Below are 25,397 nucleotides of genomic sequence, written 5' to 3'. Positions count from 1 at the left end.
CCGACCCGCGTACGAGCGCGGCACCGCGGCACGAGAAACTGTCGGTCATGAGTGAACGCACCGACCAGCCGAAGACCGTCCTGCTCCGCCGAGGCGAGGTGCACAGCCCCGCCGACCCCTTCGCGACCGCGATGGTCGTGGAGGCCGGACAGGTCGCCTGGGTCGGCTCCGAGGGCGCCGCCGACGCCTTCGCGGACGGTGTCGACGAGGTCGTCGACCTGGACGGCGCCCTCGTCACCCCGGCGTTCACCGACGCCCATGTGCACACCACCTCCACCGGCCTCTCCCTCACCGGCCTCGACCTGTCCGGCGCCCCCTCCCTGGACGCGGCCCTGGCCCTCGTACGGGACTTCGCCGCAGCTCGGCCGGGCGATCGCGTTCTGCTCGGGCACGGCTGGGACGCCGCCCGCTGGCCCGGCGGCCGCCCGCCGACCCGCGCCGAACTGGACGCGGCCACGGGCGGCCGCCCCCTGTACCTGAGCCGGATCGACGTCCACTCGGCCGTCGCGACCTCGGCCCTGCTCCACATGGCCGGACTGGGCGCGGTGGACGGCCCGCTCACCGCCGACGCCCACCACGCCGTGCGCGCCGCCGCGTTCGCGGCCGTGACCCCGGCCCAGCGGGCCGACGCCCAGCGGGCCGCCCTCGCGCAGGCCGCGTCCCTCGGCATCGGGTCGGTGCACGAGTGCGCGGGACCGCAGATCTCCTCCGAGGAGGACTTCACCGGCCTGCTGCGGCTCGCGGCCGAGGAGGCCGGGCCCCGGGTGGTCGGCTACTGGGCCGAGCAGGACGTCGAGAAGGCGCGTGAGCTCGGCGCGGTGGGCGCCGCGGGGGACCTGTTCGTCGACGGCGCCCTGGGCTCGCACACCGCCTGCCTGCACCTGCCGTACAACGACGTCGACCACGTCGGCTCCGCCTACCTGGACGCGGACGCCGTCGCCGCGCACGTCGTCGCCTGCACCGAGGCAGGCCTCCAGGCGGGCTTCCACGCCATCGGCGACGCCGCCGTGACCACCGTCGTCGAGGGCGTCCGCGCCGCCGCGGAGAAGGTCGGCCTCGCGCGCGTCCGCGCCGCCCGGCACCGGGTCGAGCACGCCGAGATGCTCACGCCGCAGACCGTCGCGGCCTTCGCCGAACTGGGCCTGACCGCCTCCGTGCAGCCGGCCTTCGACGCGCTCTGGGGCGGCGACGACGGCATGTACGCCCAGCGCCTCGGCGTGGAGCGCGCCCGGACCCTCAACCCCTTCGCCGCCCTGCTGCGCGCCGGCGTCCCGCTGGCCTTCGGCTCCGACACCCCGGTCACGCCCTTCGACCCGTGGGGCACCGTCCGCGCCGCCGCCTTCCACCGCACGCCGGAGCACCGTGTGTCCGTGCGCGCCGCCTTCACCGCCCACACCCGCGGCGGCTGGCGGGCGACCGGCCGCGACGACGCCGGTGTCCTGGTGCCGGGAGCGCCCGCCGACTACGCCGTATGGCGTACCGGCGACCTCGTGGTCCAGGCGCCCGACGACCGCGTCGCCCGCTGGTCCACCGACCCCCGCTCCGGCACCCCCGGCCTGCCCGACCTCGGCCCCGGCCGTGACCTGCCCGTCTGCCTGCGCACGGTGGTGGGCGGCCGCACGGTCTTCGTACGGCCGGGCGAGTGATCTCCCGGGCCGGCGCACCGCCGATCGTGGTCCGCACGCGCGCGGCACGACCTGCGCCTCCACCCCGTTGACCAGGCATTTGCCCGAAGAGTCGCAGGTCGAACGGCTGTTGACAGGCGGAGGCGGGGGGCCGGTAGGTTCGGCGGAGTCCACCACCGGACGCCCGACCGGGGAACTTCCGCGCACTCGCCCGCGGCGCCGCTGGGTCAGGGACGGTGTGCCGCACCGGGGCACCGTCACTGGGAGCCAGGCTCAGCGCCCGCGCCGCTGCGAGGGAACGTTCCGGCCGGTAGGGGAGGTGCGACCCGGGTGGGGCCCGGACGCTCAGTAGACAACGGCTTTCGGTCGACCCGCAGCCAGCGGGCCCCAGGTCGGCCCGAAGGGCGCCGGGCCCCCATCCGCAGTGAATCCCCTAAAACGGTTGCTCTTACCCCGCTCTTGCGGAATCGACACCACGATACGAACGTCCTTGAACCGTCATCGCAGGCCGTGGCCACTATGGTGGACCTCTGCGTACGGACATGAAGGGGCAGCAGTGAACGACGGCGACGAGACCCTCGCGGCATCGGACCGGGGGAAAAAGTTCGGCCCGCTCGGCACGGCCTTGGTGATCATTCCGACCTACAACGAGGCGGAGAACATCAAGAAGATCGTCGGCCGGGTCCGTGCGGCCGTCCCCGAGGCGCACGTCCTCGTGGCCGACGACAACAGCCCCGACGGCACCGGCAAGCTCGCCGACGAACTGGCGGCCGAGGACGACCACGTCCAGGTCATGCACCGCAAGGGCAAGGAGGGCCTCGGCGCCGCCTACCTCGCGGGCTTCCGCTGGGGCCTGGAGCACGGGTACGGCGTCCTGGTGGAGATGGACGCCGACGGCTCCCACCAGCCCGAGGAACTGCCCCGCCTCCTGACCGCCCTGAAGGGCGCCGACCTGGTGCTCGGCTCCCGCTGGGTGCCCGGCGGCCGGGTGGTGAACTGGCCCAAGAGCCGCGAGTTCATCTCCCGCGGCGGCAGCCTGTACTCCCGGCTCGCCCTCGACCTGCCGCTCAGGGACATCACCGGCGGCTACCGCGCCTTCCGCCGCGAGACCCTCGAAGGCCTCGGCCTGGAGCAGGTCGCCTCGCAGGGCTACTGCTTCCAGGTGGACCTGGCCCGCCGCGCGGTCAAGGCCGGCTACCACGTCGTCGAGGTCCCCATCACCTTCGTCGAGCGCGAACTCGGCGACTCCAAGATGAGCCGCGACATCCTTGTCGAGGCCCTGTTCAGGGTCACGGCCTGGGGTGCCACGGAGCGGGTCGACAAGGTCCTGGGCCGCGGCAAGAAGGCCTGACCCGGCCCCGCCGCGGGGCGTCCCCGACCCCGCCGACCATCGTTTATCCCGTCCTGAGCCGCCGCCAGGCACACTGGACGCATGACGACTGGCGCATCCACCCCCACCACCTACCCCGCCCGGCCCCGGCGCTCCCGGCTGCGGACGTTCCTGCCGCTGGGCGTCGCGGCCTGGCTGGTGCTGGAGATCTGGCTGCTGTCCGTGGTCGCGGGCGCGACCAGCGGGTTCGTGGTCTTCCTGCTGCTCGTCGCCGGGTTCGTGCTCGGCGGCGCGGTGATGAAGAAGGCCGGCCGGCGCGCCTTTCGGAACCTCAACGAGGCGATGCAGCGGGGCGGAACCCCGCAGGGCGGCGGGGGCAACGGCCTGCTCATGCTCGGCGGCCTGCTGCTGATGATCCCCGGCCTGATCTCGGACGCCGTGGGTCTGCTCCTGCTGATCCCGCCCGTCCAGCGGGCCGTGAGCCGGTTCACCGAGCGCACGGTCGACCGCAAGCTGCGCGAGGCCGTCCCGGGCGGCTTCGGCGACGCCTTCCGGCAGGCCCGCATCCACCGCCCCGACGGCAAGATCGTCCAGGGTGAGGTCATCCGCGACGACGAGCGCCCCGGTGACGCCCCGCGGGAGCCGCGCCCGCCCCTGACGCACTGACGGCGGCACGCCGCCCCGGATCTCGGCACACACGACGGCGGGCGCCCACGTGAATCCACGTGGGCGCCCGCCGTCTGGTGCGTGTGTGTTGGTGTCTACCCGACCCCGGCAGGGACTAGGCCGACTTGCGGCTGTCCCGCGGATGGATCGCGATGTTCATCGCTCCCGAACGCAGAACCGCCAGACGCTCCTCGAGGACCTCTTCGAGCTCCTCTCGGGTGCGTCGCTCCATCAGCATGTCCCAATGGGTACGCGCGGGCTTGGCCTTCTTCTCTTCCGGGCCGTCGCCGTCAACGAGGAGTGCCTGGGCCCCGCAGACCTTGCACTCCCACTCCGGCGGGATCTCCGCCTCGACCGAGAAGGGCATCTCGAAGCGGTGCCCCTTCTCGCATGCGTACTCCACGGCCTGGCGCGGGGCCAGGTCGATGCCGCGGTCCGTCTCGTAGCTGGTCACCACGAGGCGCGTGCCGCGAAGAGCTCGCTCACTCATGAATCGTGCCTCCCGGGCTTGTCGCCCACAGGACAGGTGTCGCTGTCGTCGTCATCCGGTCAACGTCCGGTCGGCGTTAAAGATTCCCGTTCCGGGACATGTGTCGCCGTCGTAGCCGCCCCTTGTTGTACCCACCGGCGCCCGGTTTGTCACATCTGCTAGCAGATGTCACCCAGCGTTTCGGCATCTTTGACGCGCAGTAACGGTACGCCTGGCAGGCCAAACGCGTACACTACAGCCCTTTCGCCTTGAGTGCTAAATCATCTCGGGAACGGGATTTCCCGCGTCGTGGATCGCCCTGCGCACCGGAACCCGTGCGAGCAGCACGAACCCGATGACGAAGAACGCCACCAGCGAGATGATCGCGTCCCGGTAGCTTCCCGTCAGCTGGTAGGTGACGCCGAACAGAAGCGGACCGAGCCAGCTCATACCCCGGTCGCTCATCTCGTACGCCGAGAAGTACTCGGCCTCCTTGCCGGGCGGGACGAGATGGGAGAAGAGGGAGCGGGACAGGGCCTGGCTGCCGCCGAGGACGAGCCCGATGCCGGCCGCCAGCACGAAGAACCACACCGGCGCCCCGGCCGGCAGGAAGTACCCGGCCGCCAGCGTCACCGTCCACGCCACCAGCGAACCGAGGATCGTGCGCTTGGCGCCGTACGCCCGCGCCAGCCGCCCCATGCCCAGCGCCCCCGCCACCGCCAGCACCTGGACCATCAGCACGGCCATGATCAGCGTGGACTGGCTCAGGCCCAGCTCCTCGGAGCCGTACACCGAGGCCTGGGAGATCACGGTCTGGATGCCGTCGTTGTAGATGAGGTAGGCGAGCAGGAACGCCAGGGTGAGGGGCTTGCCCCGCATGTCCCGGACGGTCGAGGCCAGCTGCCGCCATCCGTGCACGGCCGGCGCGGCGGACGCCGTACGCCGGTCGTGCAGCCGCCTCAGCGGTACGAGGGTGAAGGCGCCCCACCACAGTCCGGCCGACGCCAGACAGATACGGACCGCCACCGACTCCGAGACGCCGAAGGAGTCGTGGGCCGTGAACAGCACCAGGTTCACGATCAGCATCGACGAGCCGGCCGCGTAGCCGAAGGCCCAGCCGCGCGAGGAGACCCGGTCGCGGTCCTCGGGCGGGGCGATCTGCGGCAGGTAGGAGTTGTAGACGACCATCGAGACGGCCACGGAGGAGTTGGCGACGATCAGCAGCAGGCCGCCCAGCAGATACCGGTCGCCCGAGAGGAAGAACAGCCCCGTCGTGGCCGTCGCGCCCACGTAGGCGCAGGCGGCGAGCAGCGGCTTCTTGCGGCCCGTCCGGTCGGCCGCCGCGCCCACCAGGGGCATCACCACGATCGAGACGATCACGGACGCCGAGACGCAGTACGCGAAGAACGACCCGGCCCGCACCGGGATGCCCAGCGGGTGCACGAACCCGTCCGCGTCCGCCGCCGACTTGGCGACGGCGGTCAGGTAGGGGCCCAGGAACACGGTGAGCACGCTCGTCGAGTAGACGGAGCAGGCCCAGTCGTAGAAGTACCAGCCGCGCTGCTCGCGCCGCAGGTCGGTGGTGGCCGTCCGCACGGTGTCGGTGGTGCTCACCCGCGCCTCGCTTTTCCGGTGGATGTCCCGCGCGCGGGCTGCGGGGTGCGGGGGTCAGGGGTGGGGGACCCAGACGCCGCGGTCCTCCATGACCTTGCGCAACGTGTCGATGTGATCGGTCATGATGCCATCGACTCCCAGGTCCAGGAGACGGTGCATGCGCTCGGCCTCGTTGACGGTCCACACGTGCACCTGCAGCCCGCGCGCGTGGGCGGCGCGCACGAAGCGGTGGTCGACGACCTGGATGCCGGACTGCGCCTCGGGCACCTGGGCGGCGACCGCCGAGCGGCGCAGCGCCGCCGGCACGCCCCAGGAGCGCAGCCGCAGGTTGAGCACGCCGCGGGTGCCGTACGACGTCGCCAGGCGCGGTCCGGCCAGGCGCTGGGCGCGGACCACCCGCGCCTCGGAGAAGGAGCCCACGCAGATCCGGTCCCAGGCGTTCGTGCGCTCGACCAGCTCCAGGAAGGGCATGAGCGAGGACTCCGCCTTCAGGTCGACGTTCCAGCGCACCTCGGGGAAGGTCTCCAGCAGCTCCTCGAACAGCGGGATCGGCTCCCTGCCCGCCACCCGCGCCCGGCTCACCTCCGCCCACGGCAGGTCGGCGATCCGGCCGCCGCCGTCCGCCACCCGGTCCAGCGTCGCGTCGTGGAAGGCGACGAGCCGGCCGTCCGCCGTGGTGTGGACGTCGGTCTCGATGTACCGGTAACCCGCCGCCACCGCCCGCCGGAACTGCAGCAGGGTGTTCTCCAGGCCGTCCGCGGCACCGCCCCGGTGGGCGAAGGCGATCGGACCGGGATGGTCGAGATAGGGGTGGCGTATCGCTGGGGTCACCGTCGCAGTATGGCTCGCCGCGGTTGCCCGCCGGCAACGACCGTGCTGCCGCCGGATGCCGGGGGAACGTCGAACACCCGCAGGAACAGCTGGGCGAGCGGGCCGATCGACAGCGCGTACAGCAGCGTGCCGATGCCGACCGTGCCGCCGAGGACGAATCCCGTCGCCACGACCGCCACTTCGATCGCCGTCCGCATCGAGCGGATCGAGCGTCCGGTACGGCGGTGCAGGCCCGTCATCAGCCCGTCGCGCGGACCCGGACCGAAGCGGGCGGAGATGTAGAGCCCGGTGGCCACGCCGTTGAGCACGATGCCGGCCAGGAGAAGGGGGAGCCGTACGGCCAGGGAGCGGACGTCGGGGGAGAGGGCGAGCGTGCCGTCCATGGCGATGCCGACCAGGAACACGTTGGAGACGGTGCCGAGGCCCGGGCGCTGGCGGAGGGGTATCCACAGCAGCAGCACCGCGGCGCCCACGATGATCGACACGACGCCGATGGTGAGGCCGGTCAGCCGGGCGAGCCCCTGGTGCAGCACACCCCAGGGTTCGAGTCCCAGGCCCGAGCGGACGAGGAGCGCCGAGCTCGTGCCGTACAGCGTGAGCCCGACGTACAACTGGATCAACCGTCGTCCGAAACGGTCCCTGGTGGCCAAGGGACACCCCCTGTGGTCGTAGTGGCCTGGTGCATGCCACCCTGGTGGGTGAGTGGAAACCTCATCCATGGCCAATCCGGGGAAGGTGGACTGATTTCCATGGGGCAGTGGACCTCGGCGATGGGGGCCGCGCAGCTCGCCCGGCTCCTGAAGTCGCAGCAGGACCGGCCGGCCGGTCCGGGCACCCGCCGTCCGCCCGCCTACCGGGCGCTCGCCGACGGCATCCGTCTGCTGGTCCTGGAGGGCCGCGTCCCGGTCGCCGCCCGGCTGCCCGCCGAACGCGAGCTGGCCCTCGCCCTGTCGGTCAGCCGCACCACGGTCGCGGCCGCCTACGAGGCGCTGCGCACCGAGGGCTTCCTGGAGTCCCGGCGCGGCGCCGGGAGCTGGACGGCCGTACCGGCCGGAAACCCGCTCCCCGCGCGCGGTCTCGAACCTCTCCCGCCCGAGGCCCTGGGCTCGATGATCGACCTCGGCTGCGCGGCACTGCCCGCACCCGAACCCTGGCTCACCCGGGCCGTCCAGGGAGCCCTGGAGGAACTGCCCCCGTACGCCCACACGCACGGCGACTACCCGGCCGGGCTCCCCGCCCTGCGCTCGATGATCGCCGACCGCTACACCGCGCGCGGGATCCCGACCATGCCCGAGCAGGTCATGGTCACCACCGGTGCGATGGGCGCGATCGACGCGATCTGCCACCTGTTCGCCGGACGCGGCGAGCGCATCGCCGTCGAGTCGCCGTCGTACGCCAACATCCTGCAGCTGATGCGGGAGGCGGGGGCGCGCCTGGTGCCGGTCGCGATGGCCGAGGGGCTGACCGGCTGGGACCTGGACCGCTGGCGCCAGGTCCTGCGGGACGCGGCTCCGCGGATCGCGTACATCGTCGCCGACTTCCACAACCCGACCGGCGCGCTCGCGGCCGAGGACCAGCGGCGGCAGCTGGTCGAGGCGGCCCGGTCGGCGGGGACGGTGCTGATCGCGGACGAGACGATGAGCGAGCTGTGGCTGGACGAGGACCTCGACGAGGACTCGATGCCGCGGCCCGTCTGCGCCTTCGACCCCGCCGGGTCCAGCGTCATCACCGTCGGATCGGCCAGCAAGGCCTTCTGGGCGGGGATGCGCATCGGCTGGGTGCGGGCGGCACCGGACGTGATCCGCAGCCTGGTCGCCGCGCGGGCCTACGCCGACCTGGGCACGCCGGTGCTGGAACAGCTCGCCGTGAACTGGCTCTTCAACACCGGCGGCTGGGAGCAGGCCGTGGAGATGCGGCGCGGACAGGCCCGGGAGAACCGGGACGCGCTGGTCGCCGCGGTACGGCGGGAGCTGCCCGGGTGGGAGTTCGAGGTGCCCCGGGGCGGACTGACCCTGTGGGTGCGCACGGGCGGCCTGTCCGGCTCGCGGCTCGCGGAGGCGGGGGAGCGGGTCGGTGTACGGGTGCCCTCGGGGCCCCGCTTCGGGGTCGACGGCGCCTTCGAGGGGTATGTACGGCTGCCGTTCACCGTGGGAGGCGCGGTGGCCGAAGAGGCGGCCGTGCGGCTCGCGGCGGCGGCGAAGCTGGTGGAGTCGGGGGCGTCGGGCGGCGGCGGGGAGACGCCGCGCACGTTCGTGGCGTGAGGCCCACGCGGGTCCCGGAGTGCGGCGCGTCCACGGTCGTGGCGTGAGACGCGCCGCCTCCCCATCACATCAGGTGCTGGCCCCGGCTCACGAGCTCTCGGCCACCACGGCTTCTACGGCCTCCACGGGCAGGGCCTCGGCCTGGATCGGCTCCGTCTCGACCTGCCCGGTCTCCACGGTCTCCCCGTCGGCCGGCGTCGTCCGCGGGGGCAGCAGCGCGAGCACCGCCTGCCGGTCCGCGTCGCTCGTCGCGTCGTCGTAGGGGTCCGGTGTCGACGGCACCTGCAGGCGGTGCACCGGTCCGGCGCCCAGGCGCGCGTACCCCCGGCCGGGCGGCACCTGCGCCACCGGCGTCGTGTTCGGGGGCGCTCCCAGGACCGCCCGCAATTGCTCGGCCGTGGCGGGTCCGAGCACGACACGCGCGCGGGTGTGCTGGCGTACCGCGTCGCTCAGCGCGTCCGCGCTGTCGAACTGGTCGGCCACCACCACCGTGACGTTGGCCGCGCGGCCGTGCCGCAGGGGGACCTGGAGCAGGGCCTGCGGGTCCTTGCGGCCGTCCGCCGCCGCGAGGTGGGAGAAGGCGGTGGGGCGGTCCAGCAGGAGCCACAGCGGGCGCTTGGTGTCCTCCGGCGGCGGGTGGCCGGCCTGACGGGCGCGGTTGGCGGCGATGAGCCGGCGTTCCGTCTCGGTGGCCGCCCACTCCAGGCTGGCCGTCGCCCCGGAGAGCCCGCACTCGACGGCGAGGACGCCGTCCCGGCCGGTCAGGCACGCGTACTCGCCGGTGCCGCCGCCCTCGACGATCACGACGTCGCCGTACTGCAGGGCCTGCAGGGCGATCGAGCGCAGCAGTGTGGAGGTGCCGCTGCCCGGCTGGCCCATCACCAGCAGGTGCGGCTCGGTGGAGCGGACGCCGGTGCGCCAGACGACCGGCGGGACGTCGCGCTGCTCCTCGCCGTAGCCGAGCGGGAGCGTGCGCTGGACCTGGGTGGGGTCGGTGAAGCCGAGGACCGTCTCGCCGGGGGCCGTCACGAAACGCTGGGCGGCGATGTCGGTGGGCAGCGGGGACAGGACCGTGACGGTCAGCTGGTTGCCCTCCTCGTCCCAGGCGAAGTGGTACTCGCGGCCGCGACCCGACTTGGCGTGCAGCAGCTGCTCGATCCGGGCGCGGGCCTCGGCCTCGCCGTCCGGGAAGTAGGCGGGGTAGCGGATCACCAGTTCGGTGGTGCGGCCCGTCTGGTCGAACTCGTACGCCGGGAACGCCTTCTCCCACTCGCCGCCGTGGGCGTACAGGGGGTCCGGGTCCTCGGGGGTCGAGAAGTACGGCACCAGGGCCTCGTACAGGGACTTGAGGCGCTGGGTCTGCGAGTCGTCGGGGCCGTCCGGCTCCGGCGGCTTGCGGTCGCGGCCCTGCCAGGCCGCCGCCGACATCAGGACGACGGCGGCGAGCAGCGGGCCGTACGGCACCAGCGCCACGACCAGGACCACCGACGCCACCAGGAACAGCAGCGGCCCGCGCTTGTCCTTGGGTGTCTCGGCCCATCTGCGCCGGCCGGCCGCCGCCAGCCGGCGCAGACCGCGCGTGATCGTGATCAGCGGATGGAGGACGTCGGTGGCGCTGTCGGCCGCCGTCCGGGCCAGCTCCCGGCTTCGGGCGATCTGCGCGCTGCCTGTGCTCAGGATGCGGGGGAGGGGGCGCCGGGCCACTGATGTCTCCTCGGGGTGCGTACGGGACGGAGGGGCGGCGTCAGAACTTGATGCCGCCGAGGAGGCTGGCCAGGCTCTCGCCGCCCGCCTTGATGCTCGGGGCGATGGCCGTGCTCGACAGATAGAAGCCGAAGAGGGCCGAGACCATGGCGTGCGAGGCCTTCAGGCCGTCCTTGCGGAAGAAGAGGAAGACGACGATGCCGAGCAGGACCACGCCTGAAATGGACAGGATCATTTGAGTTCTCCTGGTTCGCGGGGACAGTCACCATGAGTACTTCCAGGATCACAGGATGTATCCATACGATAAAAGGTGCAACTGGGTGAATTTCGGCTGATTTCCCCCGGATGGCTGAGCCCTGCTGGCCCTATTGAGCAGGGCTTTTGCGTCCGACCGGGTCTGTGGTGATCTTTACCTCCGGCACATCGGGTCATGTGCGGCGCGAGCCAGTACCCTTGCGATTCACCTGAACGGTTGTATGAGAGGCGGACCGGCCGATGACTGAAGCGCCCGACCCCGAGGTCGTGGAGCTGGCGACCAAGATCTTCGATCTGGCCCGTCAGGGTCCGGCCGAGGCACTCGTGGCGTATGTCGACGCAGGCGTTCCGGCCGACCTCACCAACGACAGGGGCGACTCGCTCCTCATGCTCGCCGCCTATCACGGGCACGCCGACGCGGTGCGCGAACTGCTCGCCCGGGGCGCCGCCGCCGACGAGATCAACGACCGCGGGCAGACGCCGCTCGCCGGGGCCGTCTTCAAGGGTGAGACGGACGTCATCAAGGCCCTCCTGGAGGGGGGCGCCGACCCGTCCGCGGGCACGCCGTCAGCCGTGGACACCGCCCGGATGTTCGGCCGGACAGAACTGCTCGAATTGTTCGGCGCACACTGATCCGTATGTTCTGACCAGCGAAAACACAGAAAACGGGGGAGGCGGTACAGGGCCGCCGAAATTTCGGTCGCGGCAGGTCGAACTGCCGAGTCATCATGACGTCGTGATTCACGGACGCGATGGCTGGGCAGGTGATGCCGCACCGCGCGGGCCGTGACGCGGCCCGCATGGGCCACCGACGAGAGGCAGAGAGAAATGGTCTACAGCAAGCAGGAAACGGCGGGCGCCCCGACGTGTTGTCACGCGGCCAGGTGAAGCAGAATCCCCGGTTGCGTCGACGCTTGATGTGAGGCTGTTTCCCATGTTCGAACCGGTCATAGCGCCCAGCGGTACGCTGCTCGGCCTGCTTCAGCGGGGCCGCGGCGACGGAACACTGCACGCGCTCACCGCGCCGCGCGCCGAAGCGCTCGCGGCTCTCAACCACTGTGTGCTGCGCGATCCCCGCCACGACTGGCAGGTGGAGAACCGCTCCCTCTACTACGCCCGCCTCTACCTCGACCTGCACGGCGAGCTGGACGAGATCGAGGCCCACCTCTTCGACGTCGAGGACGCCTTCGACACCGAGGAGTCCCGCACGGGCCTGGCCCTCGCGGTCCTCGGCCACCTCGCCTCCTACGGCCGGCGGGACGCGCTCCAGCTGCTGCGCCGGTACGCCGCCTCCGGCTCCAACTGGGCCTGGGCCCTGGACGAGCTGGCCCTGCGGGACGACGACGCCGGTCTGCGGTCCCTGGCCGCGCCCGTCCTCGCCCGCTTCGCCACCGACGCCGAGGGCGAGGCCGAGCTCGCCGCCGCCGTACGGGACGCCTTCGAGCCCCGGCCCTGGCGGCTGTGGGCCGAGGATCCCCGCGAATCGATCGCCACGCGTGTGCGTGCCGCCCACGAGGCCGGCTGCTTCGACCGCTGGCAACGGCAGATGCGACCGACCGGGCCTCGTCCGGGGTGGAGCGTGCAGGCCGTCTTCGAGTGGGCCCAGCAGGGCTTCGAGCGGGGCGCGGCCCTGCACGTGCCCGCCGCCCGCTGTCTGGTCGCCGTCGCAGGCCCCGAGGACCGGGCGGAGATCGTCCGGGCCGCCGAGGACGGCTTCGACGGGGCGCGTTGCACCGCCCTGCGCTACCTCGCCGACGGCAACGATCCCGACGCCCTCGATCTGATCGAGGGCGCCGTGGCCACGGGCACACCGGCCGTCGTGGAGGCCGCCGTGGACGCCTTCGAACGGATGCGGAGCATCGCCGCCGTCGACCGCGCGCGCGGCTGGGCCCGCCGCCCCGACCCGCTCGGCGCCGCCGCCGGCCGCATGCTCGCCTGCCGCGGCGGGGTCGAGGACAAGGACCTGGTCCTCGGCGCACTGCGGGAAGCCGTCCGGGGCGAGGGCCCCGACGCCCCCACGCTGTGGACCCTCGTGGACGGCACCGGCCGGCTCGGCATCGCCTGCGCCGCCCCCGTCCTGCGCCACATCTACCGCGAGACCGCCTCCTCCCACCTGCGCGGCCGGGCCGCCCGGGCCCTCGCCGCCACCGACCCCTCCTTCCCCGCCGGCTTCGCCGTCGAATGCCTCTGGGACTGCGAGGAGTCCACCCGCGAGATCGCCGCCCGGCACGCCGAGACCGGCGACGCCCGGGTCGTCGAACAGCTCCGCCGCCTCGCCGCCGATCCGGCCGAGGAAGCCGAGGTGCAGACGGCGGTACGCAGCCGGATCGCACCCGAGGGGCCCGCCGTGTGAGGCGCGCGGACGGAAGGGCGCGGGCGGCGGGATCCGGGCAGGCGCGGTGCTCGGGACACCCCCCGGACCGTGACGCCGGATGGTGGCACGGCCGCCGGATGAACGAGGGATGACCCGCGGGTCAGCCGGTCATGGACACGGTCTGACCTGCCCGGGTGTGCGAAGGAACGCTCACGGGACGTTCATCGTGCGCAAAGATCCACGTTGACGCGGCCACGTCCGGCACGGCGAGAACACCGGTATGCGTGTCGTCATCGTGACCGAATCCTTTCCCCCCGATGTGAACGGCGTGGCCCACTGCGCGCTCCAGACCGCCCGGCACCTCGTAGATCGCGGTCACCATCCGCTCGTCGTCGCCCCTGCCACCGCCGCCCTGCTCGGCCGGGCCGGGACCGGGCCCGACGCCCAGGCGCCGTGCCCCGTCGTCCGTGTCCCCTCCCTCCCGCTCCCGGGCTACCCCCAGGTCCGCGTCGCCCTGCCCAGCCGGCGCCTCGCCGCCGCCGTGGTCGAGCACCGGGCCGACATCGTGCACCTGGCCAGCCCCTTCGTCCTCGGCGTCCGCGGCATGGCCGCCGCCGCCCGGCTCGGCATCCCCGCCGTGGCCGTCTACCAGACCGACCTGGCCGGATACGCCCGCACCTACATGGGCGCCGGCGAGGCCGCGGCGTGGCGGCGCATCCGCTCCGTCCACGCGGCCGCCGACCTCACCCTCGCCCCCTCCAGTGCCTCCCTGCGCGACCTGCGGACCCACGACGTCCCCCGGGTCAAGCTGTGGCCGCGCGGCGTGGACACCGTCCGGTTCCGTCCCGACCTGCGCGACGACGCCCTGCGCCGCGAACTCGCCCCCGACGGCGAGCTGATCGTCGGCTACGTCGGCCGCCTCGCCCCCGAGAAGCACGTCGAACTCCTGTCGGGTGTGTGCGGACTCGACGGCGTGCGCGTCGTGGTCGTCGGCGACGGCCCGAGCCGGCCGAGCCTGACCGAGGCCCTCCCGGGCGCGGTCTTCCTCGGCCGCCGCACCGGCGAGGAACTCGCCCGGATCTACGCCTCCCTGGACGTCTTCGCGCACACCGGCCCCTTCGAGACCTTCTGCCAGACCGTGCAGGAGGCCATGGCCAGCGGTGTCCCGGTCGTCGCGCCCGCCGTCGGCGGCCCGCTGGACCTGGTCGCCCACGAGCGCACCGGGCTGCTGGTGCCGCCGCACGACGCGGACGCCGTCCGCGAGGCGGTGAGGACCCTGATCGCCGACCCCGAACGGCGCTTCGTGTTCGGTGCCACCGCCCGCGCCACGGTCGAGGGACGCACCTGGGCGGCCGTCGGCGACCAGCTGATCGGGCACTACGCGGACGTGCTCGCCGCCCGGAAGAAGACGGCGGTGGCGGCATGACCCCCCTTCGGATCGTCCGCCTCGCCAACTTCGTCGCGCCCGCCTCCGGCGGACTGCGCACCGCCCTGCGCGAACTCGGCAAGGGCTACCGGGCGGCCGGGCACGAGCCCGTGCTCATCGTCCCCGGCGCACGCGCGGACGACCGCGACACCGAACAGGGCCGCGTCATCACCCTGCCAGGGCCGCTGCTGCCCGCCACGGGCGGCTACCGCGTGCTGACCGACAAGCGGCGGGTCGCCGCCCTGCTGGAGGAACTGGCGCCGGACCGGCTGGAGGTCTCCGACCGGACGACCCTCAGGTGGACCGGCAAGTGGGCCCGGCGGCACCGGGTGCCCGCCGTGATGGTCTCGCACGAGACCGCCGACGGAGTGCTGCGCACCTGGGGCCTGTCCGAGGGCGCCGCCCGGCGCGCCGCGGACGCCCTCAACACCCGTACGGCGCACACCTACGCGCGCGTGGTGTGCACGACCGAGTTCGCCGAGCGGGAGTTCGTACGGATCGGCGCGCGCAACGTCGTACGGGCACCGCTGGGCGTCGACCTGGTGGAACGCCGTCCCGCCCTGTACGACGCGGCGCTGCGCGCACACTACGCGCGCGAGACCGAGACGCTGCTCGTGACCTGCACACGCCTGTCCGTGGAGAAACGCCCCGGCACGGCGCTCGACGCCCTGGAGGCGCTGATCCGTCGCGGCCGCCGGGCGGTGCTGGTGGTCGCCGGCGACGGGCCGCTGCGGGGACGGCTCGAACTGCGGGCGCGTGAGCGCCGGCTGCCGGTGACGTTCCTCGGGCATGTCTCCGACCGCGCCAGGCTCGGCGCGCTGCAGGCCTCGGCCGACCTCTGCCTGGCCCCCGGACCCGCCGAGACGTTCGGTCTGGCCGCGCTGGAGGCCATGGCCTGCGCCACCCCCGTGGTGGTGAGCGCGTCGTCGGCGCTGCCGGAGGTCATCGGCTCGGCCGGGGCCGTCGCGGCGGACCACGGGGAGGCGTTCGCGGACGCCGTGGACACCCTGCTCCGGCTCCCCGAACAGGAACGGCGCGAGGCGGCACGCGCGCGTGCGGAGTGCTTCGGGTGGAACGCGGCCGTGGACGCCTTCCTCGCCGCGCACGACGCGACGGTCCCGGAGCGTCGCGCCGTCCCCGGGGGCGTGGCATGAGAGCCACGCGTTTCGTCGCCCTCGGGGACTCCCTGACCGAGGGCGTGGGCGACCCGGCCGGCGACGGGTGGCGCGGCTGGGCCGCGCTGCTCGCAGGCGGACTCGCCGAGGCGGACGTCGAGTTCACCAACCTCGCCGTCAGCGGCGCGCAGACCAGGGAGGTGCTGGAGGTCCAGACGCCGGCCGGTCTCGCCCTGGAGCCGGACGTCGTGTCCGTGGTGATCGGCGTCAACGACACCTTGCGCCGCACGTTCGACATCCACGCCGTCGCCGCGCGTCTGGACCGGGTGTACGCCGCCTTCACCGCGCAGGGGGCGACCCTGCTCACCGCCTGTCTGCCCGACCCCGGATCGATGCTCGGCCTGCCGGGCTCCCTGGCCAGGCCCCTGGCCAGACGGCAGCGGGCGGTCAACGAGGTGGTCCACGTGCTGTCCGACCGCTACGGGGCGGTGCATCTGCACGCGGCCGAGGAGGGCTGGATCACGGACCGCGCGATGTGGAGCGCGGACCGGCTGCACCCCGGCGAGCGCGGGCACCGGCAGCTGGCCGTGCGCTTCCACGCGCTGCTGGCGCAGGCGGGTCGTGCGACGGGGGCGGCGCCCTCGCCGGAGCCGGAGCATCCCGTGCCCACGAGGTCGGCGAGCCTGTGGTGGCTGGCCACGGCGGGCACCGCCTGGGTGGCGCGGCGGTGCACCGATCTGCTGCCGCAGCTGCTTCGGCTGGCCGCCGACGAGGTGCGGCACGGGGTGCGGGGGACGAGCGGGCGGCTGGACATCGGGGCCGCGGCGGCGGTGTCGGCGGCGCTGGCCGCGGTGTCGGACGTCGCGTGAAGCGCTCGGCCGTGGGGCTCAGCGGGTGCGTGGGGGCTGGTCGCGCGGTTCCCCGCGCCCCTTCACGGCGTCATGGTCGCCGTGTCCCCACGAAGCGGACCGGTGTTCCCGGTGCCGCCTGGGCGGCGGCCGGGAGGTCCGGGGGGCGGACGACCGCGATCACCGGGTAGCCGCCGGTGGTCGGGTGGTCGGCCAGGAAGACCACCGGCCTGCCGTCGGGCGGTACCTGGACCGCGCCCAGCACCATGCCCTCGCTGGGGAGTTCGCCGGGGCGGGCTCGCTCCAGGGTGGGGCCCTCCGTGCGCAGGCCGATGCGGTTGCTCGCCGGGGACACCCGATAGGTGCGGGAGGTGAAGGCGTGCAGTGCCGCCGGGGTGAACCAGTCGTCGCGCGGACCCAGCGTCACCCTCAGGACGAGCTCGGCCGGCGGCGCCGGCTGCGGGGCGGCGTCCACGCGCGCGGGAGGCGCCTGCGGCGTGCCCAGGGGCAGCACCGTGCCGTCCGTGAGCGGTGCCGGGCCCAGACCGGACAACAGGTCCGTGGAACGGCTCCCCAGCACCGGGTCGACGGCGACGCCCCCGGAGACGGCGACGTAGCCCCGTACGCCCGAGACGACGGTGCCGATGTCCAGGAGGGCGCCGGCGGGGACGCGTACGGGCGCGCCCCAGGGCACCGGGCGGCCCTCCACCGTCACCGGGCAGGGCGCGCCCCCGACCGCCACCGTGACCGCCGAACGCGGCCGCAGCGAGCAGCCGTTGACGGTGGTCTCCAGGACGGCGGCGCCGGGCGGATTGCCGACGAGACGGTTGACGAGCGCCGCCGTGGGGCCGTCGAGCGCCCCGGAGCGCGGCACCCCGAGATGGGCGTGGCCCGGGCGGCCCTGGTCCTGGACGGTCGTCAGGGCTCCGGCGCGTACGACGACGAGCGCTCGGTCCGTCATGAGCGTCCCACCGGGACGAACCGCACGCGCGTGCCGGGCGACAGCAGCGCGGCCGGCACGCGCGCGTGGTCCCACAGGACCGTGTCCGTGCTGCCGATCAGCTGCCAGCCGCCGGGGGAGGAGCGCGGGTACACGCCCGTGTAGGGGCCCGCGAGGGCCACGGCGCCCGCCGGGACGGCCGTGCGCGGGGTGGCCCGGCGCGGGACGTCGTAGTGCCGGGGCAGACCGGTGAGGTAGCCGAAACCGGGGGCGAACCCGCAGAAGGCGACGCTGAACTCGGTGCCGGCGTGGATGCGGGCCACCTCGCGGGTGTCGACGTCCCAGTGCGCGGCCACGTCCGCCAGGTCGGGGCCGTCGTAGCGCACCGGGATCTCGACCACGTCCCGCGCGCGTGGGGGAGCGGGGGGAATCTCGGCGGCCGTCAGCTCGGCGGTGAGCCTGGCCGGATCGTCCACTCCGTCCAGGAGGACCGTGCGGGCGGCGGGGACGATCTCGCGGGCCGTCAGCGTGCCCTCCGCGCGGCGGCGCAGCAGTTCGGCGTGCAGCGCCCGCGCCTCCTCGCCGGAGGCCGCCTCGACCAGGAGGGCGCCGTCGCCGACGGGCAGCACCCTCATGCGAAGGCCTCCACCCGCACCCCGGACGCCTGCAGGCGCTCCCGTACCAGCCGGGCCAGTTCGACGGCGCCCGGGGTGTCGCCGTGCAGGCACAGGGACCGCGCGCGTACCTCGACCCGCGCCCCGGAGTGCGCGTCGACCCACCCGTCGCGGGCGAGGCCCACCGAGCGCTCCACGACCGCCTCCGGGTCGGTCACCACGGCGCCCTCGTGCGCGCGTGGCACGAGCGTGCCCTCCTCGGTGTAGGCGCGGTCGGCGAACGCCTCGGTGACGGCCGGGAGCCCGGCCTTCTCCGCGTACTCCAGCAGCCGTGAACCGGGCAGGCCGAGCACGGGCAGCGTGGCGTCGGCGAGCAGGACGCCGTCGACGACCGCTCCGGCCTGCTCCTCGTCGCGCACCACGCGGTTGTAGAGCGCGCCGTGCGGTTTGACGTACGACACGCGCGTGCCCGCCGCGCGCGCGAAGACCTCCAGGGCGCCGATCTGGTAGGCCACCTCGGCCGCCAGTTCGGCGGGCGGCACGTCCATCGCCCGCCGTCCGAAGCCGGCCAGGTCCCGGTAGGAGACCTGGGCACCGATCCGGACGCCGCGCTCGGCCGCGAGCTCGCACACGCGCCGCATGGTGGCCGCGTCGCCGGCGTGGAAGCCGCAGGCCACGTTGGCGCTGGTGACCACGGACAGCAGCCGCTCGTCGTCGGTGAGCTGCCAGCGGCCGAAGCCCTCGCCGAGGTCGGCGTTCAGATCGATCGAGGTCATGGGTCCTTCGTTCTCTCAGGCGACGCGGTACTGCTCGTCGCGGGCGTCCGTCAGGAACATCTGCCCCGGTGCGTGCGTGATGGCGAACGGCGGGCGCGAGGCCATCACCGCGGCCTGCGGGGTGACTCCGCAGGCCCAGAACACCGGGATGTCGTCCGGCGCCGCGTCCACCGCGTCGCCGAAGTCGGGCCGGCCGAGGTCGCCGATGCCGAGCCCCGAGGGATCGCCGCAGTGCACGGGGCTGCCGTGCACCGCCGGGAGCAGACTGCTCTCCCGGATCGCCGCCGCCAGGTGCTGCGGCGGCACCGGCCGCATGGACACCACCATGGGGCCGTGCAGCCGTCCCGCCGGGCGGCACTGACGGTCCGTCACGTACATCGGCACGTTGCGGCCCTGCTCGACGTGCCGGATCGGCACGCCCGCCTCGGCCAGCGCCCACTCGAAGGTGAAGCTGCAGCCGATCAGGAACGACACCAGATCCCGGCGCCAGTGCGCGCGCACGTCCGTGGGCTCGTCCACCAACTCGCCGTCCCGCCACACCCGGTAGCGCGGCAGGTCGGTGCGCAGGTCCGCGCCGTCGGCGAGGACGGTGCCCCAGGAACCGGCGTCCGTCACGTCGAGCACCGGGCACGGCTTGGGGTTGCGCTGGCAGAACAGCAGCATGTCGTACGCCCAGTCGGCAGGCACCGAGATCAGGTTGACCTGGGTGTGGCCCGCCGCGACCCCGGCGGTGGGGCCGGTGAGGCCGTCCCGGAAGCGGGCGCGGGCGGCTTTCGGGCTCCACGCGTGCGCGTGCTCGTCGACGAGGGTCAGGGGGAGGTCGGCGACCATGTCCTCGGTCCGGTTCACGCCAGCTCCTTCCCGCGCGTCTCCGGCAGCCCGAGCAGCGCCAGCGCCGCGAGGCCGTACCCGATCGCGCCGAACACCAGGGCTCCGCCGACGCCCCAGCTGTCGGCCAGGAAGCCGACCGCGGTGGGGAAGACGGCACCGACGGCGCGCCCGGTGTTGTACGTGAAGCCCTGGCCGGTACCCCGCACAGCCGTCGGGTACAGCTCGCTCAGGTAGGACCCGAAGCCGCTGAAGATGGCCGACATGCAGAACCCGAGCGGGAAACCGAGCACCAGGAGCAGGGTGTTGGCGCCCTGCGGGATGTTGGCGTACGCCAGGATGCAGAGCGCGGACAGCAGGGCGAACAGCCAGATGTTGCGCCGGCGCCCGAGCCGGTCGGTGAGGTAACCACCGGTCAGATAGCCGAGGAAGGCGCCGGAGATCAGGAAGGTCAGGTAGCCGCCGGTGCCGACCACCGACAGGCCGCGGTCGGTCTTCAGGTACGTGGGCACCCAGGTGGCCAGCGTGTAGTAGCCGCCCTGGACGCCGGTGGACAGCAGGCCGGCGAAGACGGTGGTGCGCAGCAGACCCGGCTTGAAGATCGCCGTGAACGAGCCCTTCTCTGTGCTCCGTTCGCGTACGGCGGCCGCCTGCGGGGCGTCGTGCACCCGGCGCCGCATCCAGATCACCAGCAGCGCGGGCAGGGCGCCGGTCCAGAACATGATGCGCCAGGCCAGGTCGTCGCCCGCGTACGAGAACACGACCGTGTACACGATCACGGCCAGCGCCCAGCCCACGGCCCACGAACTCTGGATCGCGCCGAGGGTGCGCCCGCGGTGCCGGGCGCTCGCGTACTCGGCGACGAGGATCGCGCCGACCGCCCACTCGCCGCCGAAGCCGAGGCCCTGCAGCGCCCGGAAGACCAGCAGCGTCTCGTAGTTGGGCGCGAAGCCGCAGGCCACGGTGAAGACCGCGTACGTGATGACCGTGATCATCAGGGCCTTGACCCGGCCCACCCGGTCCGCCACCACGCCCGCCAGGGCGCCGCCGACCGCGGAGACCACGAGCGTGACCGTGGTGAACAGGCCGGTCTGGCCGCTGTCCAGGCCGAAGTACGCGGACAGCGCGACCATGCTCAGCGGCAGCGTGAAGTAGTCGTACGAATCCAGGGCATAACCGCCGAAAGCGCCGGCGAAGGCGCGCCGGCCACGCGGCCCCAGGGCGCGCAGCCAGCCCAAGGCGCCGTCGTGGTCGGGGAGTTCACCGGTGGCGGCGCCGGTGGCCAGCGCCTGCGGTGGAGGGGTCGTGCTCATGGGCACCTCGCAGAGGGAGGACGGAGGGTGCATCAGGAGTGAGCCGTGCCGTGCGGGAAGGGTCGGCGCCGCGGGTGTTCGGAGCGGTGCCGCGAGGAGAACCGTAGAGGATTGTTCAACGATCCCTCAATACCCATGTTGGTTCGTTCTTCTGATCTGCGATTGAATTCCGGCATGGCAGAGCAGCTGACGTCACTCGCCGAGGACCGCGCCCTCCTGGGGCGCACCAGCACCGCCGAACGGGTTTCGGACATCCTCAGAAGCCGCATCGCCGAGGGCTTCTTCCCGCCCGGCACGCGGCTGTCGGAGGACAGCATCGGGGGCGCGCTCGGGGTCTCCCGCAACACCCTGCGCGAGGCGTTCCGGCTGCTCACGCACGAACGCCTGCTCGTCCACGAGCTCAACCGCGGCGTCTTCGTCCGGGTCCTCGCGGTCGAGGACGTCGAGGACATCTACCGCACCCGCGGCCTCGTCGAGTGCGCCGTCGTCCGCGGCCTCGGCGAGCCGCCGTACGGGCTCGACGCACTGTCGGAAGCCGTCGACGAGGGGCAGCGGGCGGCGCGCGAAGGTGACTGGAAAGCGCTGGGTACCGCCAACATCCACTTCCACCGGGAACTGGTCGCCCTCGCGGGCAGCGCCCGCACCGACGAACTGATGCGCAGCGTCTTCGCCGAACTGCGGCTCGCCTTCCACGTCGTCGACGACCCCAAGCGGCTCCACGAGCCCTATCTCGCCCGCAACCGCCAGATCCTCCAGGCGCTGGAGGCGGGGGACCGGGCCGAGGCCGAGCAGCTGCTCGCGGTCTACCTGCAGGACTCCCTGGAGCGGGTCGTCGAGGTGTACCGCAGGCGGGTCGGCGAGGAGGCGTAGGCGCCCGGGCCGGATACGGCAGGGGTCTTGTCGCACTGAGGTGCAAAGTGTGACGCCAGGGCCCGTCTGAGTCGTTTGGGCCGTTGTCAGACCGAGGACCTAGTCTGTGCACCGTGACTTCGCCTGCACCGACGGACCGTGTTCCGCCCCAGCTCAGCGCGGGGCCGCGCCCCGCACCGGGCCCGGCCGCCGACGAGGGGCTGGCGCGGCGGCTGCGCGCGCTCGCCTGCACCGCGCCGCTGCACGACCTCGACGCCCGCAAGGCCAACCTCGCGGGGGAGTACTCGGTCTACGGCATGGCGGAGGTGGCCCTCGCGGCCATCGACCTGGTCACCCTGAACATGGACTTCGACACCGGCGCCGACCACGACCAGATAGTCGCCCGCCTCATCCCCCGCATCGCCGCCCAGGCCCCGCAGCGGCCCGTCGCCGAGCACGAGCGGGTGGCCCGCTGGGTCCTGGAGAACCTGATCAACGTCGGCAGCGTCGACCGCGGCTTCCGCGCCGTCTACGGCACCTTCACGACCGACGGCAGCTATGTCCGGCGCGACTACGACTTCAAGCTCATCGAGGAGGTGCCCGGCCCCGGCGGCACGGTGTACCTCCGCACGACCGACGAAGCGGTCAACGTCCTGGTCGGCGCCCTCGACACGGACGTCACCAGCGCCCAGATCGCCGCCGAGGTCAAGCTCGAGGTGCTCATCAACCGGGGCCGGCTCGCCGACGCGCAGCTCGCCGCCGAGCAGGCCCGCTACCGCACCGTCCAGTACTCGGAGACCCTGCGCCGCGCCCTGGACGCGACCCGGCGCAACGTGCGGGCGGTGGACTGGCTCAACTCCGTGCCCGACATGATCGCCGAGGCCCTGGACCACGTGGCCGACCGGTACCGCCACGAGAACGCCATCCTCACCAACATCCGCAAGGCGCGCGACGAGACCGAGGACGCCGAGCACAAGCGGCGCGCGGCCGAGCTCGTCGACATCGTCAAGGACTGCATCCGCCGGCACACCCAGCTGCAGTCCCGGCTGCTGGAGGCCGGGCCGCTGTTCCGCGCCGAGCAGGACCGACAGGCGTTCGCCACCCCCATGACCTCGTCGGGGATAGACCTGTACGGACATCTGGTCGCCCCCGTGCTGCCCCTGCCGCTGGAGCAGGCGGTCCGGGTCACGGACGCCTTCTTCGCGCGCGGGACGGGCCTGCGCACCCCGGTGTCGGTCCGGGTGGGCGACCTCGTCGACATCCTGCTGACGCCCCCGGTGGAGCGGGAGCACCTCGGCGCGGAGATGCCGGAACCCGATCTCATCGCGACGCCGGACGACAGCCGGTTCAGCGAGGAGCAGCTGGCCGCGGCGAACGAACTGCTCGACCTGCCCGCCGACGCGCCACGCCGGCTGTCCGGACTGCTGGCGGAGGCCCGCCGGCTCGACCCCGAGCTGCCGTACCTGGTCGCCCTGCTGGCGGTGCACGCCGCCAGCCCGCCGGTCGGGACGGCCTACCGGCAGGGCGAGGAGAAGCTGCTGTTCGCCGTCGACGACGGCACCGAGCTGGACGATCCCGAGTTCGGCGGCGCCGACCTGATCGTCGGGACCGCCCTGCTGGACGCGGCGGGGATGGCCGCGGACCGGACGGAAGCGGCATGACCGAGGAACGAAGCGACACCAAGGAGCCCGAGCAGTGACCGAGCACGTCGACCGGAGCGACACGGAGGCACCGGCGCCCTCGGCGCCCAGTGCCGTCACGCCCGCCGACGCCGCCGACGCGGCGCGGCTCGTCGCCTTCGGGCTGCAGCCCAAACTGCAGCCCGCGCGGGACCAGGAGTACGCCGAACTGCTGCGGCGCTACCGGGAGGACCCGCCCTTCGCGCGGCTCGCGGACGCCGTGGCCGCCGGGCTCGGGCTGATCGTGCTGGAGGTGTCCCCGCGCGCGGGGATGGCCGTGACCGCGGCCGAGGACTCGGTGTTCGCCGTCCGCATGGGCGACTACGCACGTCGTACGTCCGCCGACGGCGGGGACCGCTTCCTGCACGGACTGGCCCACCTCGCCGTCGCCGCCATGGCCTTCCCGCGCCCCGAGGACCTGGCCGACGACGGCTACATCGGCCGCGTGACCGTCAACGGCGTCGACGCCTTCGTCCGGCAGGCCTGCCGGCGGCTGGAGGAACGCGCCGAGGAGCAGGGCGAGAACACCGACCCGGCCACCGACGCGCCCGGGCTGGAGGCCGCGTGGCGGATCTGGATGAGACGCAGCGCGGCCGGCGCCACCAAGGACGCGCGCAGACTCGCCGGTTCGACGACCGGCATCGTCGGCAAGGCGGTCGCCTTCCTCACCGACTCCGGCTTCCTCCAGCGCACCGGTGACGACCACGGCGGCACCTACCGCACCACCGCCCGCTACCAGCTCCAGGTGCGGGACATGGCGGGCAGCGCCGCGATGGCCGAACTGCTGGAGCTGGGCGTCGTCCCGGTGACCGACGGCACCCCCACACTGCTGCCGCCCGAGGACACCGACGACCTGCACCTGGCGGCCGACGCCGGGCTGCCCTTCCACTCGTCGTCCCCGTCCTGACCCCCCACCTGCCGAAGACCTACGAGAGTCCGCCATGTACGAGCTGTCCCGCGTCCGCCTCTACTCCATCGGGCCCGCCGGTGCGCGCTACGCCGACACCGTGCTCGACCTGCGCGGCGTGGGCGAGCCGGTGCCCGACCCCGCGCCCACCCAGGCGGAGTTCTTCGAGGAGGAGCCCGTCGGGCCGCCGCGCCGCCCCGCGCCCGCCGGCGTCCTCTTCCTGGAGAACGGCGGCGGCAAGTCGGTCCTGCTGAAGCTGATCTTCTCGGTGATGCTGCCCGGCCACCGCAACACCCTCGGCGGCGCCAGCTCCGGCGTGCTGCGCAAGTTCCTGCTCGCCGACGACTGCGGGCACGTCGCCCTGGAGTGGCAGCACACGCTGACCGGCGAGTGCGTCGTCGTCGGCAAGGTCAGCGAGTGGCGCGGCCGGCAGGTCTCCAACGACCCGCGCAAGTTCGCCGAGGCCTGGTACTCGTTCCGGCCCGGACCCGGGCTGTCCCTGGACAACCTGCCGGTCGCCGAGTCCACCGCCGTCCGTCCCGTGGTCGAGGGCCAGTCGGGTGCCCAGGGCCGCCGCCGCACCATGAAGGGCTTCCGGGACGCCCTCACCGAGGCCGGAAAGGCCTACCCCCACCTGGAGGTGCACTGGGAGGAGATCCACGACCGGTGGATCGAGCACCTCGGCGACCTCGGCCTCGACCCCGAACTCTTCCGCTACCAGCGCGAGATGAACGCCGACGAGGGCGAGGCGGCCGGTCTCTTCGCGGTCAAGAAGGACTCCGACTTCACCGACCTGCTGCTGCGCGCCGTCACCGACACCCGGGACACCGACGGGCTCGCCGACCTCGTCAGCGGCTTCGGCAACAAACTGGGCCGCCGCGCCGAGCTGATGGCCGAACGGGACTTCACCGCCGGATCGGTGGACCTCCTCGGCCGGATCATCGAGGCCGCGGAGGCACGCGCGCGGGCGCGCGACGTCCACGCCGGCGCCGAGCGCCGCACCCGCACGCTGGCCCGCCGGCTGTCCGCCCGC

The 25,397-nt window shown here is 73.4% G+C and carries 23 protein-coding genes and 1 pseudogene; 13 read left to right on the top strand and 11 right to left on the bottom strand.

Features of this window, described 5'->3' with window-relative positions; translation table 11 throughout:
• Positions 1 to 47: 47 nt before the first annotated feature.
• The 3 genes from M8J74_RS08835 to fxsA all read left to right on the top strand — a co-directional run bounded on the left by M8J74_RS08835 (position 48) and on the right by fxsA (position 3,621).
• Entirely contained in the window at positions 48 to 1,646 is a 1,599-nt protein-coding gene (locus M8J74_RS08835) for an amidohydrolase (protein WP_249835860.1), read from the top strand.
• Between the two features lie 535 nt (positions 1,647 to 2,181).
• Positions 2,182 to 2,976, top strand: coding sequence for a polyprenol monophosphomannose synthase (locus tag M8J74_RS08830; RefSeq protein WP_249835859.1), 795 nt, complete (start codon positions 2,182 to 2,184; stop codon positions 2,974 to 2,976).
• Positions 2,977 to 3,057: 81 nt separating this feature from the next.
• The gene (fxsA, locus tag M8J74_RS08825; protein ID WP_249835858.1) at positions 3,058 to 3,621 is read left to right on the top strand and encodes an FxsA family membrane protein; all 564 of its coding nucleotides are present in this window, start codon (positions 3,058 to 3,060) and stop codon (positions 3,619 to 3,621) included.
• A gap of 115 nt (positions 3,622 to 3,736) precedes the next feature.
• On the opposite strand, the gene M8J74_RS08820 is transcribed toward fxsA, so the two are convergent.
• The 4 genes from M8J74_RS08820 to yczE all read right to left on the bottom strand — a co-directional run bounded on the left by M8J74_RS08820 (position 3,737) and on the right by yczE (position 7,254).
• Positions 3,737 to 4,111, bottom strand: a complete 375-nt coding sequence (locus tag M8J74_RS08820; protein ID WP_010046329.1) for an RNA polymerase-binding protein RbpA — start codon at positions 4,109 to 4,111, stop codon at positions 3,737 to 3,739.
• Between the two features lie 255 nt (positions 4,112 to 4,366).
• The gene (locus tag M8J74_RS08815) at positions 4,367 to 5,704 is read right to left on the bottom strand and encodes an MFS transporter (protein WP_249835857.1); all 1,338 of its coding nucleotides are present in this window, start codon (positions 5,702 to 5,704) and stop codon (positions 4,367 to 4,369) included.
• Positions 5,705 to 5,758: 54 nt separating this feature from the next.
• Positions 5,759 to 6,535 (bottom strand): glycerophosphodiester phosphodiesterase family protein, encoded by a 777-nt coding sequence (locus M8J74_RS08810; protein WP_249835856.1) that lies wholly within the window; start codon positions 6,533 to 6,535, stop codon positions 5,759 to 5,761.
• Complete coding sequence (gene yczE, locus M8J74_RS08805; RefSeq protein ID WP_372500141.1) at positions 6,532 to 7,254, bottom strand: membrane protein YczE; 723 nt, start codon at positions 7,252 to 7,254, stop codon at positions 6,532 to 6,534. The genes M8J74_RS08810 and yczE overlap by 4 nt, the downstream gene beginning before the upstream one ends.
• Positions 7,255 to 7,284: 30 nt before the next feature.
• Between yczE and M8J74_RS08800 the strand changes: the two genes are divergently transcribed.
• Positions 7,285 to 8,796 carry an SCO1417 family PLP biosynthesis transcription factor gene (locus tag M8J74_RS08800; protein WP_249835854.1) on the top strand — a complete coding sequence of 504 codons (1,512 nt, stop codon included), beginning with the start codon at positions 7,285 to 7,287 and terminating at the stop codon, positions 8,794 to 8,796.
• A gap of 87 nt (positions 8,797 to 8,883) precedes the next feature.
• Here the strand turns inward: M8J74_RS08800 and M8J74_RS08795 are convergent, their stop codons facing one another.
• Positions 8,884 to 10,500, bottom strand: coding sequence for an ATP-binding cassette domain-containing protein (locus M8J74_RS08795; RefSeq protein ID WP_249835853.1), 1,617 nt, complete (start codon positions 10,498 to 10,500; stop codon positions 8,884 to 8,886).
• Between the two features lie 40 nt (positions 10,501 to 10,540).
• Positions 10,541 to 10,735 (bottom strand): hypothetical protein, encoded by a 195-nt coding sequence (locus tag M8J74_RS08790; RefSeq protein ID WP_058926570.1) that lies wholly within the window; start codon positions 10,733 to 10,735, stop codon positions 10,541 to 10,543.
• A 260-nt stretch (positions 10,736 to 10,995) separates the two neighbouring features.
• Here M8J74_RS08790 and M8J74_RS08785 point away from each other — a divergent pair, with 260 nt between their 5' ends.
• The 5 genes from M8J74_RS08785 (at position 10,996) to M8J74_RS08765 (ending at position 16,479) form a co-directional block, all read left to right on the top strand.
• A complete protein-coding gene (locus M8J74_RS08785; RefSeq protein ID WP_249835852.1) occupies positions 10,996 to 11,388 on the top strand; it encodes an ankyrin repeat domain-containing protein in 393 nt (130 codons plus the stop codon).
• 301 nt (positions 11,389 to 11,689) lie between these two features.
• Positions 11,690 to 13,108 carry a HEAT repeat domain-containing protein gene (locus tag M8J74_RS08780; RefSeq protein WP_249835851.1) on the top strand — a complete coding sequence of 473 codons (1,419 nt, stop codon included), beginning with the start codon at positions 11,690 to 11,692 and terminating at the stop codon, positions 13,106 to 13,108.
• A gap of 241 nt (positions 13,109 to 13,349) precedes the next feature.
• Positions 13,350 to 14,495, top strand: coding sequence for a glycosyltransferase family 4 protein (locus M8J74_RS08775; RefSeq protein WP_249835850.1), 1,146 nt, complete (start codon positions 13,350 to 13,352; stop codon positions 14,493 to 14,495).
• On the top strand, positions 14,492 to 15,649 hold the full coding sequence (locus M8J74_RS08770) for a glycosyltransferase (protein ID WP_249835849.1): 1,158 nt from the start codon (positions 14,492 to 14,494) through the stop codon (positions 15,647 to 15,649). Before M8J74_RS08775 ends, M8J74_RS08770 begins: the two co-directional genes overlap by 4 nt.
• Positions 15,646 to 16,479: an SGNH/GDSL hydrolase family protein gene (locus tag M8J74_RS08765; RefSeq protein ID WP_249835848.1), complete on the top strand. Its 834-nt coding sequence runs from the start codon at positions 15,646 to 15,648 to the stop codon at positions 16,477 to 16,479. The genes M8J74_RS08770 and M8J74_RS08765 overlap by 4 nt, the downstream gene beginning before the upstream one ends.
• 70 nt (positions 16,480 to 16,549) lie before the next feature.
• Here M8J74_RS08765 and M8J74_RS08760 read toward each other — a convergent pair whose 3' ends face one another.
• Genes M8J74_RS08760 through M8J74_RS08740 form a run of 5 tightly spaced genes read right to left on the bottom strand, consistent with a single transcriptional unit; the run spans position 16,550 to position 20,929 of the window.
• On the bottom strand, positions 16,550 to 17,419 hold the full coding sequence (locus tag M8J74_RS08760; RefSeq protein ID WP_249835847.1) for a 5-oxoprolinase subunit C family protein: 870 nt from the start codon (positions 17,417 to 17,419) through the stop codon (positions 16,550 to 16,552).
• The gene (locus tag M8J74_RS08755; RefSeq protein ID WP_249835846.1) at positions 17,416 to 18,033 is read right to left on the bottom strand and encodes a 5-oxoprolinase subunit B family protein; all 618 of its coding nucleotides are present in this window, start codon (positions 18,031 to 18,033) and stop codon (positions 17,416 to 17,418) included. Before M8J74_RS08755 ends, M8J74_RS08760 begins: the two co-directional genes overlap by 4 nt.
• Positions 18,030 to 18,788, bottom strand: coding sequence for a LamB/YcsF family protein (locus tag M8J74_RS08750; RefSeq protein ID WP_058926578.1), 759 nt, complete (start codon positions 18,786 to 18,788; stop codon positions 18,030 to 18,032). Before M8J74_RS08750 ends, M8J74_RS08755 begins: the two co-directional genes overlap by 4 nt.
• A 15-nt stretch (positions 18,789 to 18,803) precedes the next feature.
• Positions 18,804 to 19,619, bottom strand: coding sequence for a putative hydro-lyase (locus M8J74_RS08745; protein WP_249835953.1), 816 nt, complete (start codon positions 19,617 to 19,619; stop codon positions 18,804 to 18,806).
• A gap of 14 nt (positions 19,620 to 19,633) precedes the next feature.
• Positions 19,634 to 20,929: an MFS transporter gene (locus tag M8J74_RS08740; protein WP_249835845.1), complete on the bottom strand. Its 1,296-nt coding sequence runs from the start codon at positions 20,927 to 20,929 to the stop codon at positions 19,634 to 19,636.
• 174 nt (positions 20,930 to 21,103) lie between these two features.
• Here M8J74_RS08740 and M8J74_RS08735 point away from each other — a divergent pair, with 174 nt between their 5' ends.
• From M8J74_RS08735 to M8J74_RS08720, 4 genes and pseudogenes are all read left to right on the top strand, one after another.
• Positions 21,104 to 21,799: a GntR family transcriptional regulator gene (locus tag M8J74_RS08735; protein WP_249835844.1), complete on the top strand. Its 696-nt coding sequence runs from the start codon at positions 21,104 to 21,106 to the stop codon at positions 21,797 to 21,799.
• Positions 21,800 to 21,912: 113 nt separating this feature from the next.
• Positions 21,913 to 23,439 (top strand): hypothetical protein, encoded by a 1,527-nt coding sequence (locus M8J74_RS08730; protein ID WP_249835843.1) that lies wholly within the window; start codon positions 21,913 to 21,915, stop codon positions 23,437 to 23,439.
• A 34-nt stretch (positions 23,440 to 23,473) separates the two neighbouring features.
• Positions 23,474 to 24,364 (top strand): hypothetical protein, encoded by an 891-nt coding sequence (locus tag M8J74_RS08725; protein ID WP_249835842.1) that lies wholly within the window; start codon positions 23,474 to 23,476, stop codon positions 24,362 to 24,364.
• A gap of 34 nt (positions 24,365 to 24,398) precedes the next feature.
• Positions 24,399 to 25,397: pseudogene (locus tag M8J74_RS08720) on the top strand (hypothetical protein); the annotation flags it as partial.

Origin of the sequence: Streptomyces panaciradicis (assembly GCF_023516615.1) — a bacterium.
Lineage (GTDB): Bacteria > Actinomycetota > Actinomycetes > Streptomycetales > Streptomycetaceae > Streptomyces > Streptomyces panaciradicis.
This window is presented reverse-complemented; position numbering and strand designations above follow the sequence as displayed.

Coding starts and splice junctions, on each gene's coding strand:
- M8J74_RS08745 (WP_249835953.1), bottom strand. CDS start 19,619: ATGGTCGCCGACCTCCCCCTGACCCTCGTCGACGAGCACGCGCACGCG.
- M8J74_RS08835 (WP_249835860.1), top strand. CDS start 48: ATGAGTGAACGCACCGACCAGCCGAAGACCGTCCTGCTCCGCCGAGGC.
- M8J74_RS08785 (WP_249835852.1), top strand. CDS start 10,996: ATGACTGAAGCGCCCGACCCCGAGGTCGTGGAGCTGGCGACCAAGATC.
- M8J74_RS08780 (WP_249835851.1), top strand. CDS start 11,690: ATGTTCGAACCGGTCATAGCGCCCAGCGGTACGCTGCTCGGCCTGCTT.
- M8J74_RS08750 (WP_058926578.1), bottom strand. CDS start 18,788: ATGACCTCGATCGATCTGAACGCCGACCTCGGCGAGGGCTTCGGCCGC.
- M8J74_RS08800 (WP_249835854.1), top strand. CDS start 7,285: ATGGGGCAGTGGACCTCGGCGATGGGGGCCGCGCAGCTCGCCCGGCTC.
- M8J74_RS08760 (WP_249835847.1), bottom strand. CDS start 17,419: ATGACGGACCGAGCGCTCGTCGTCGTACGCGCCGGAGCCCTGACGACC.
- M8J74_RS08755 (WP_249835846.1), bottom strand. CDS start 18,033: ATGAGGGTGCTGCCCGTCGGCGACGGCGCCCTCCTGGTCGAGGCGGCC.
- M8J74_RS08775 (WP_249835850.1), top strand. CDS start 13,350: ATGCGTGTCGTCATCGTGACCGAATCCTTTCCCCCCGATGTGAACGGC.
- fxsA (WP_249835858.1), top strand. CDS start 3,058: ATGACGACTGGCGCATCCACCCCCACCACCTACCCCGCCCGGCCCCGG.
- yczE (WP_372500141.1), bottom strand. CDS start 7,254: ATGGATGAGGTTTCCACTCACCCACCAGGGTGGCATGCACCAGGCCAC.
- M8J74_RS08820 (WP_010046329.1), bottom strand. CDS start 4,111: ATGAGTGAGCGAGCTCTTCGCGGCACGCGCCTCGTGGTGACCAGCTAC.
- M8J74_RS08770 (WP_249835849.1), top strand. CDS start 14,492: ATGACCCCCCTTCGGATCGTCCGCCTCGCCAACTTCGTCGCGCCCGCC.
- M8J74_RS08765 (WP_249835848.1), top strand. CDS start 15,646: ATGAGAGCCACGCGTTTCGTCGCCCTCGGGGACTCCCTGACCGAGGGC.
- M8J74_RS08790 (WP_058926570.1), bottom strand. CDS start 10,735: ATGATCCTGTCCATTTCAGGCGTGGTCCTGCTCGGCATCGTCGTCTTC.
- M8J74_RS08740 (WP_249835845.1), bottom strand. CDS start 20,929: ATGAGCACGACCCCTCCACCGCAGGCGCTGGCCACCGGCGCCGCCACC.
- M8J74_RS08735 (WP_249835844.1), top strand. CDS start 21,104: ATGGCAGAGCAGCTGACGTCACTCGCCGAGGACCGCGCCCTCCTGGGG.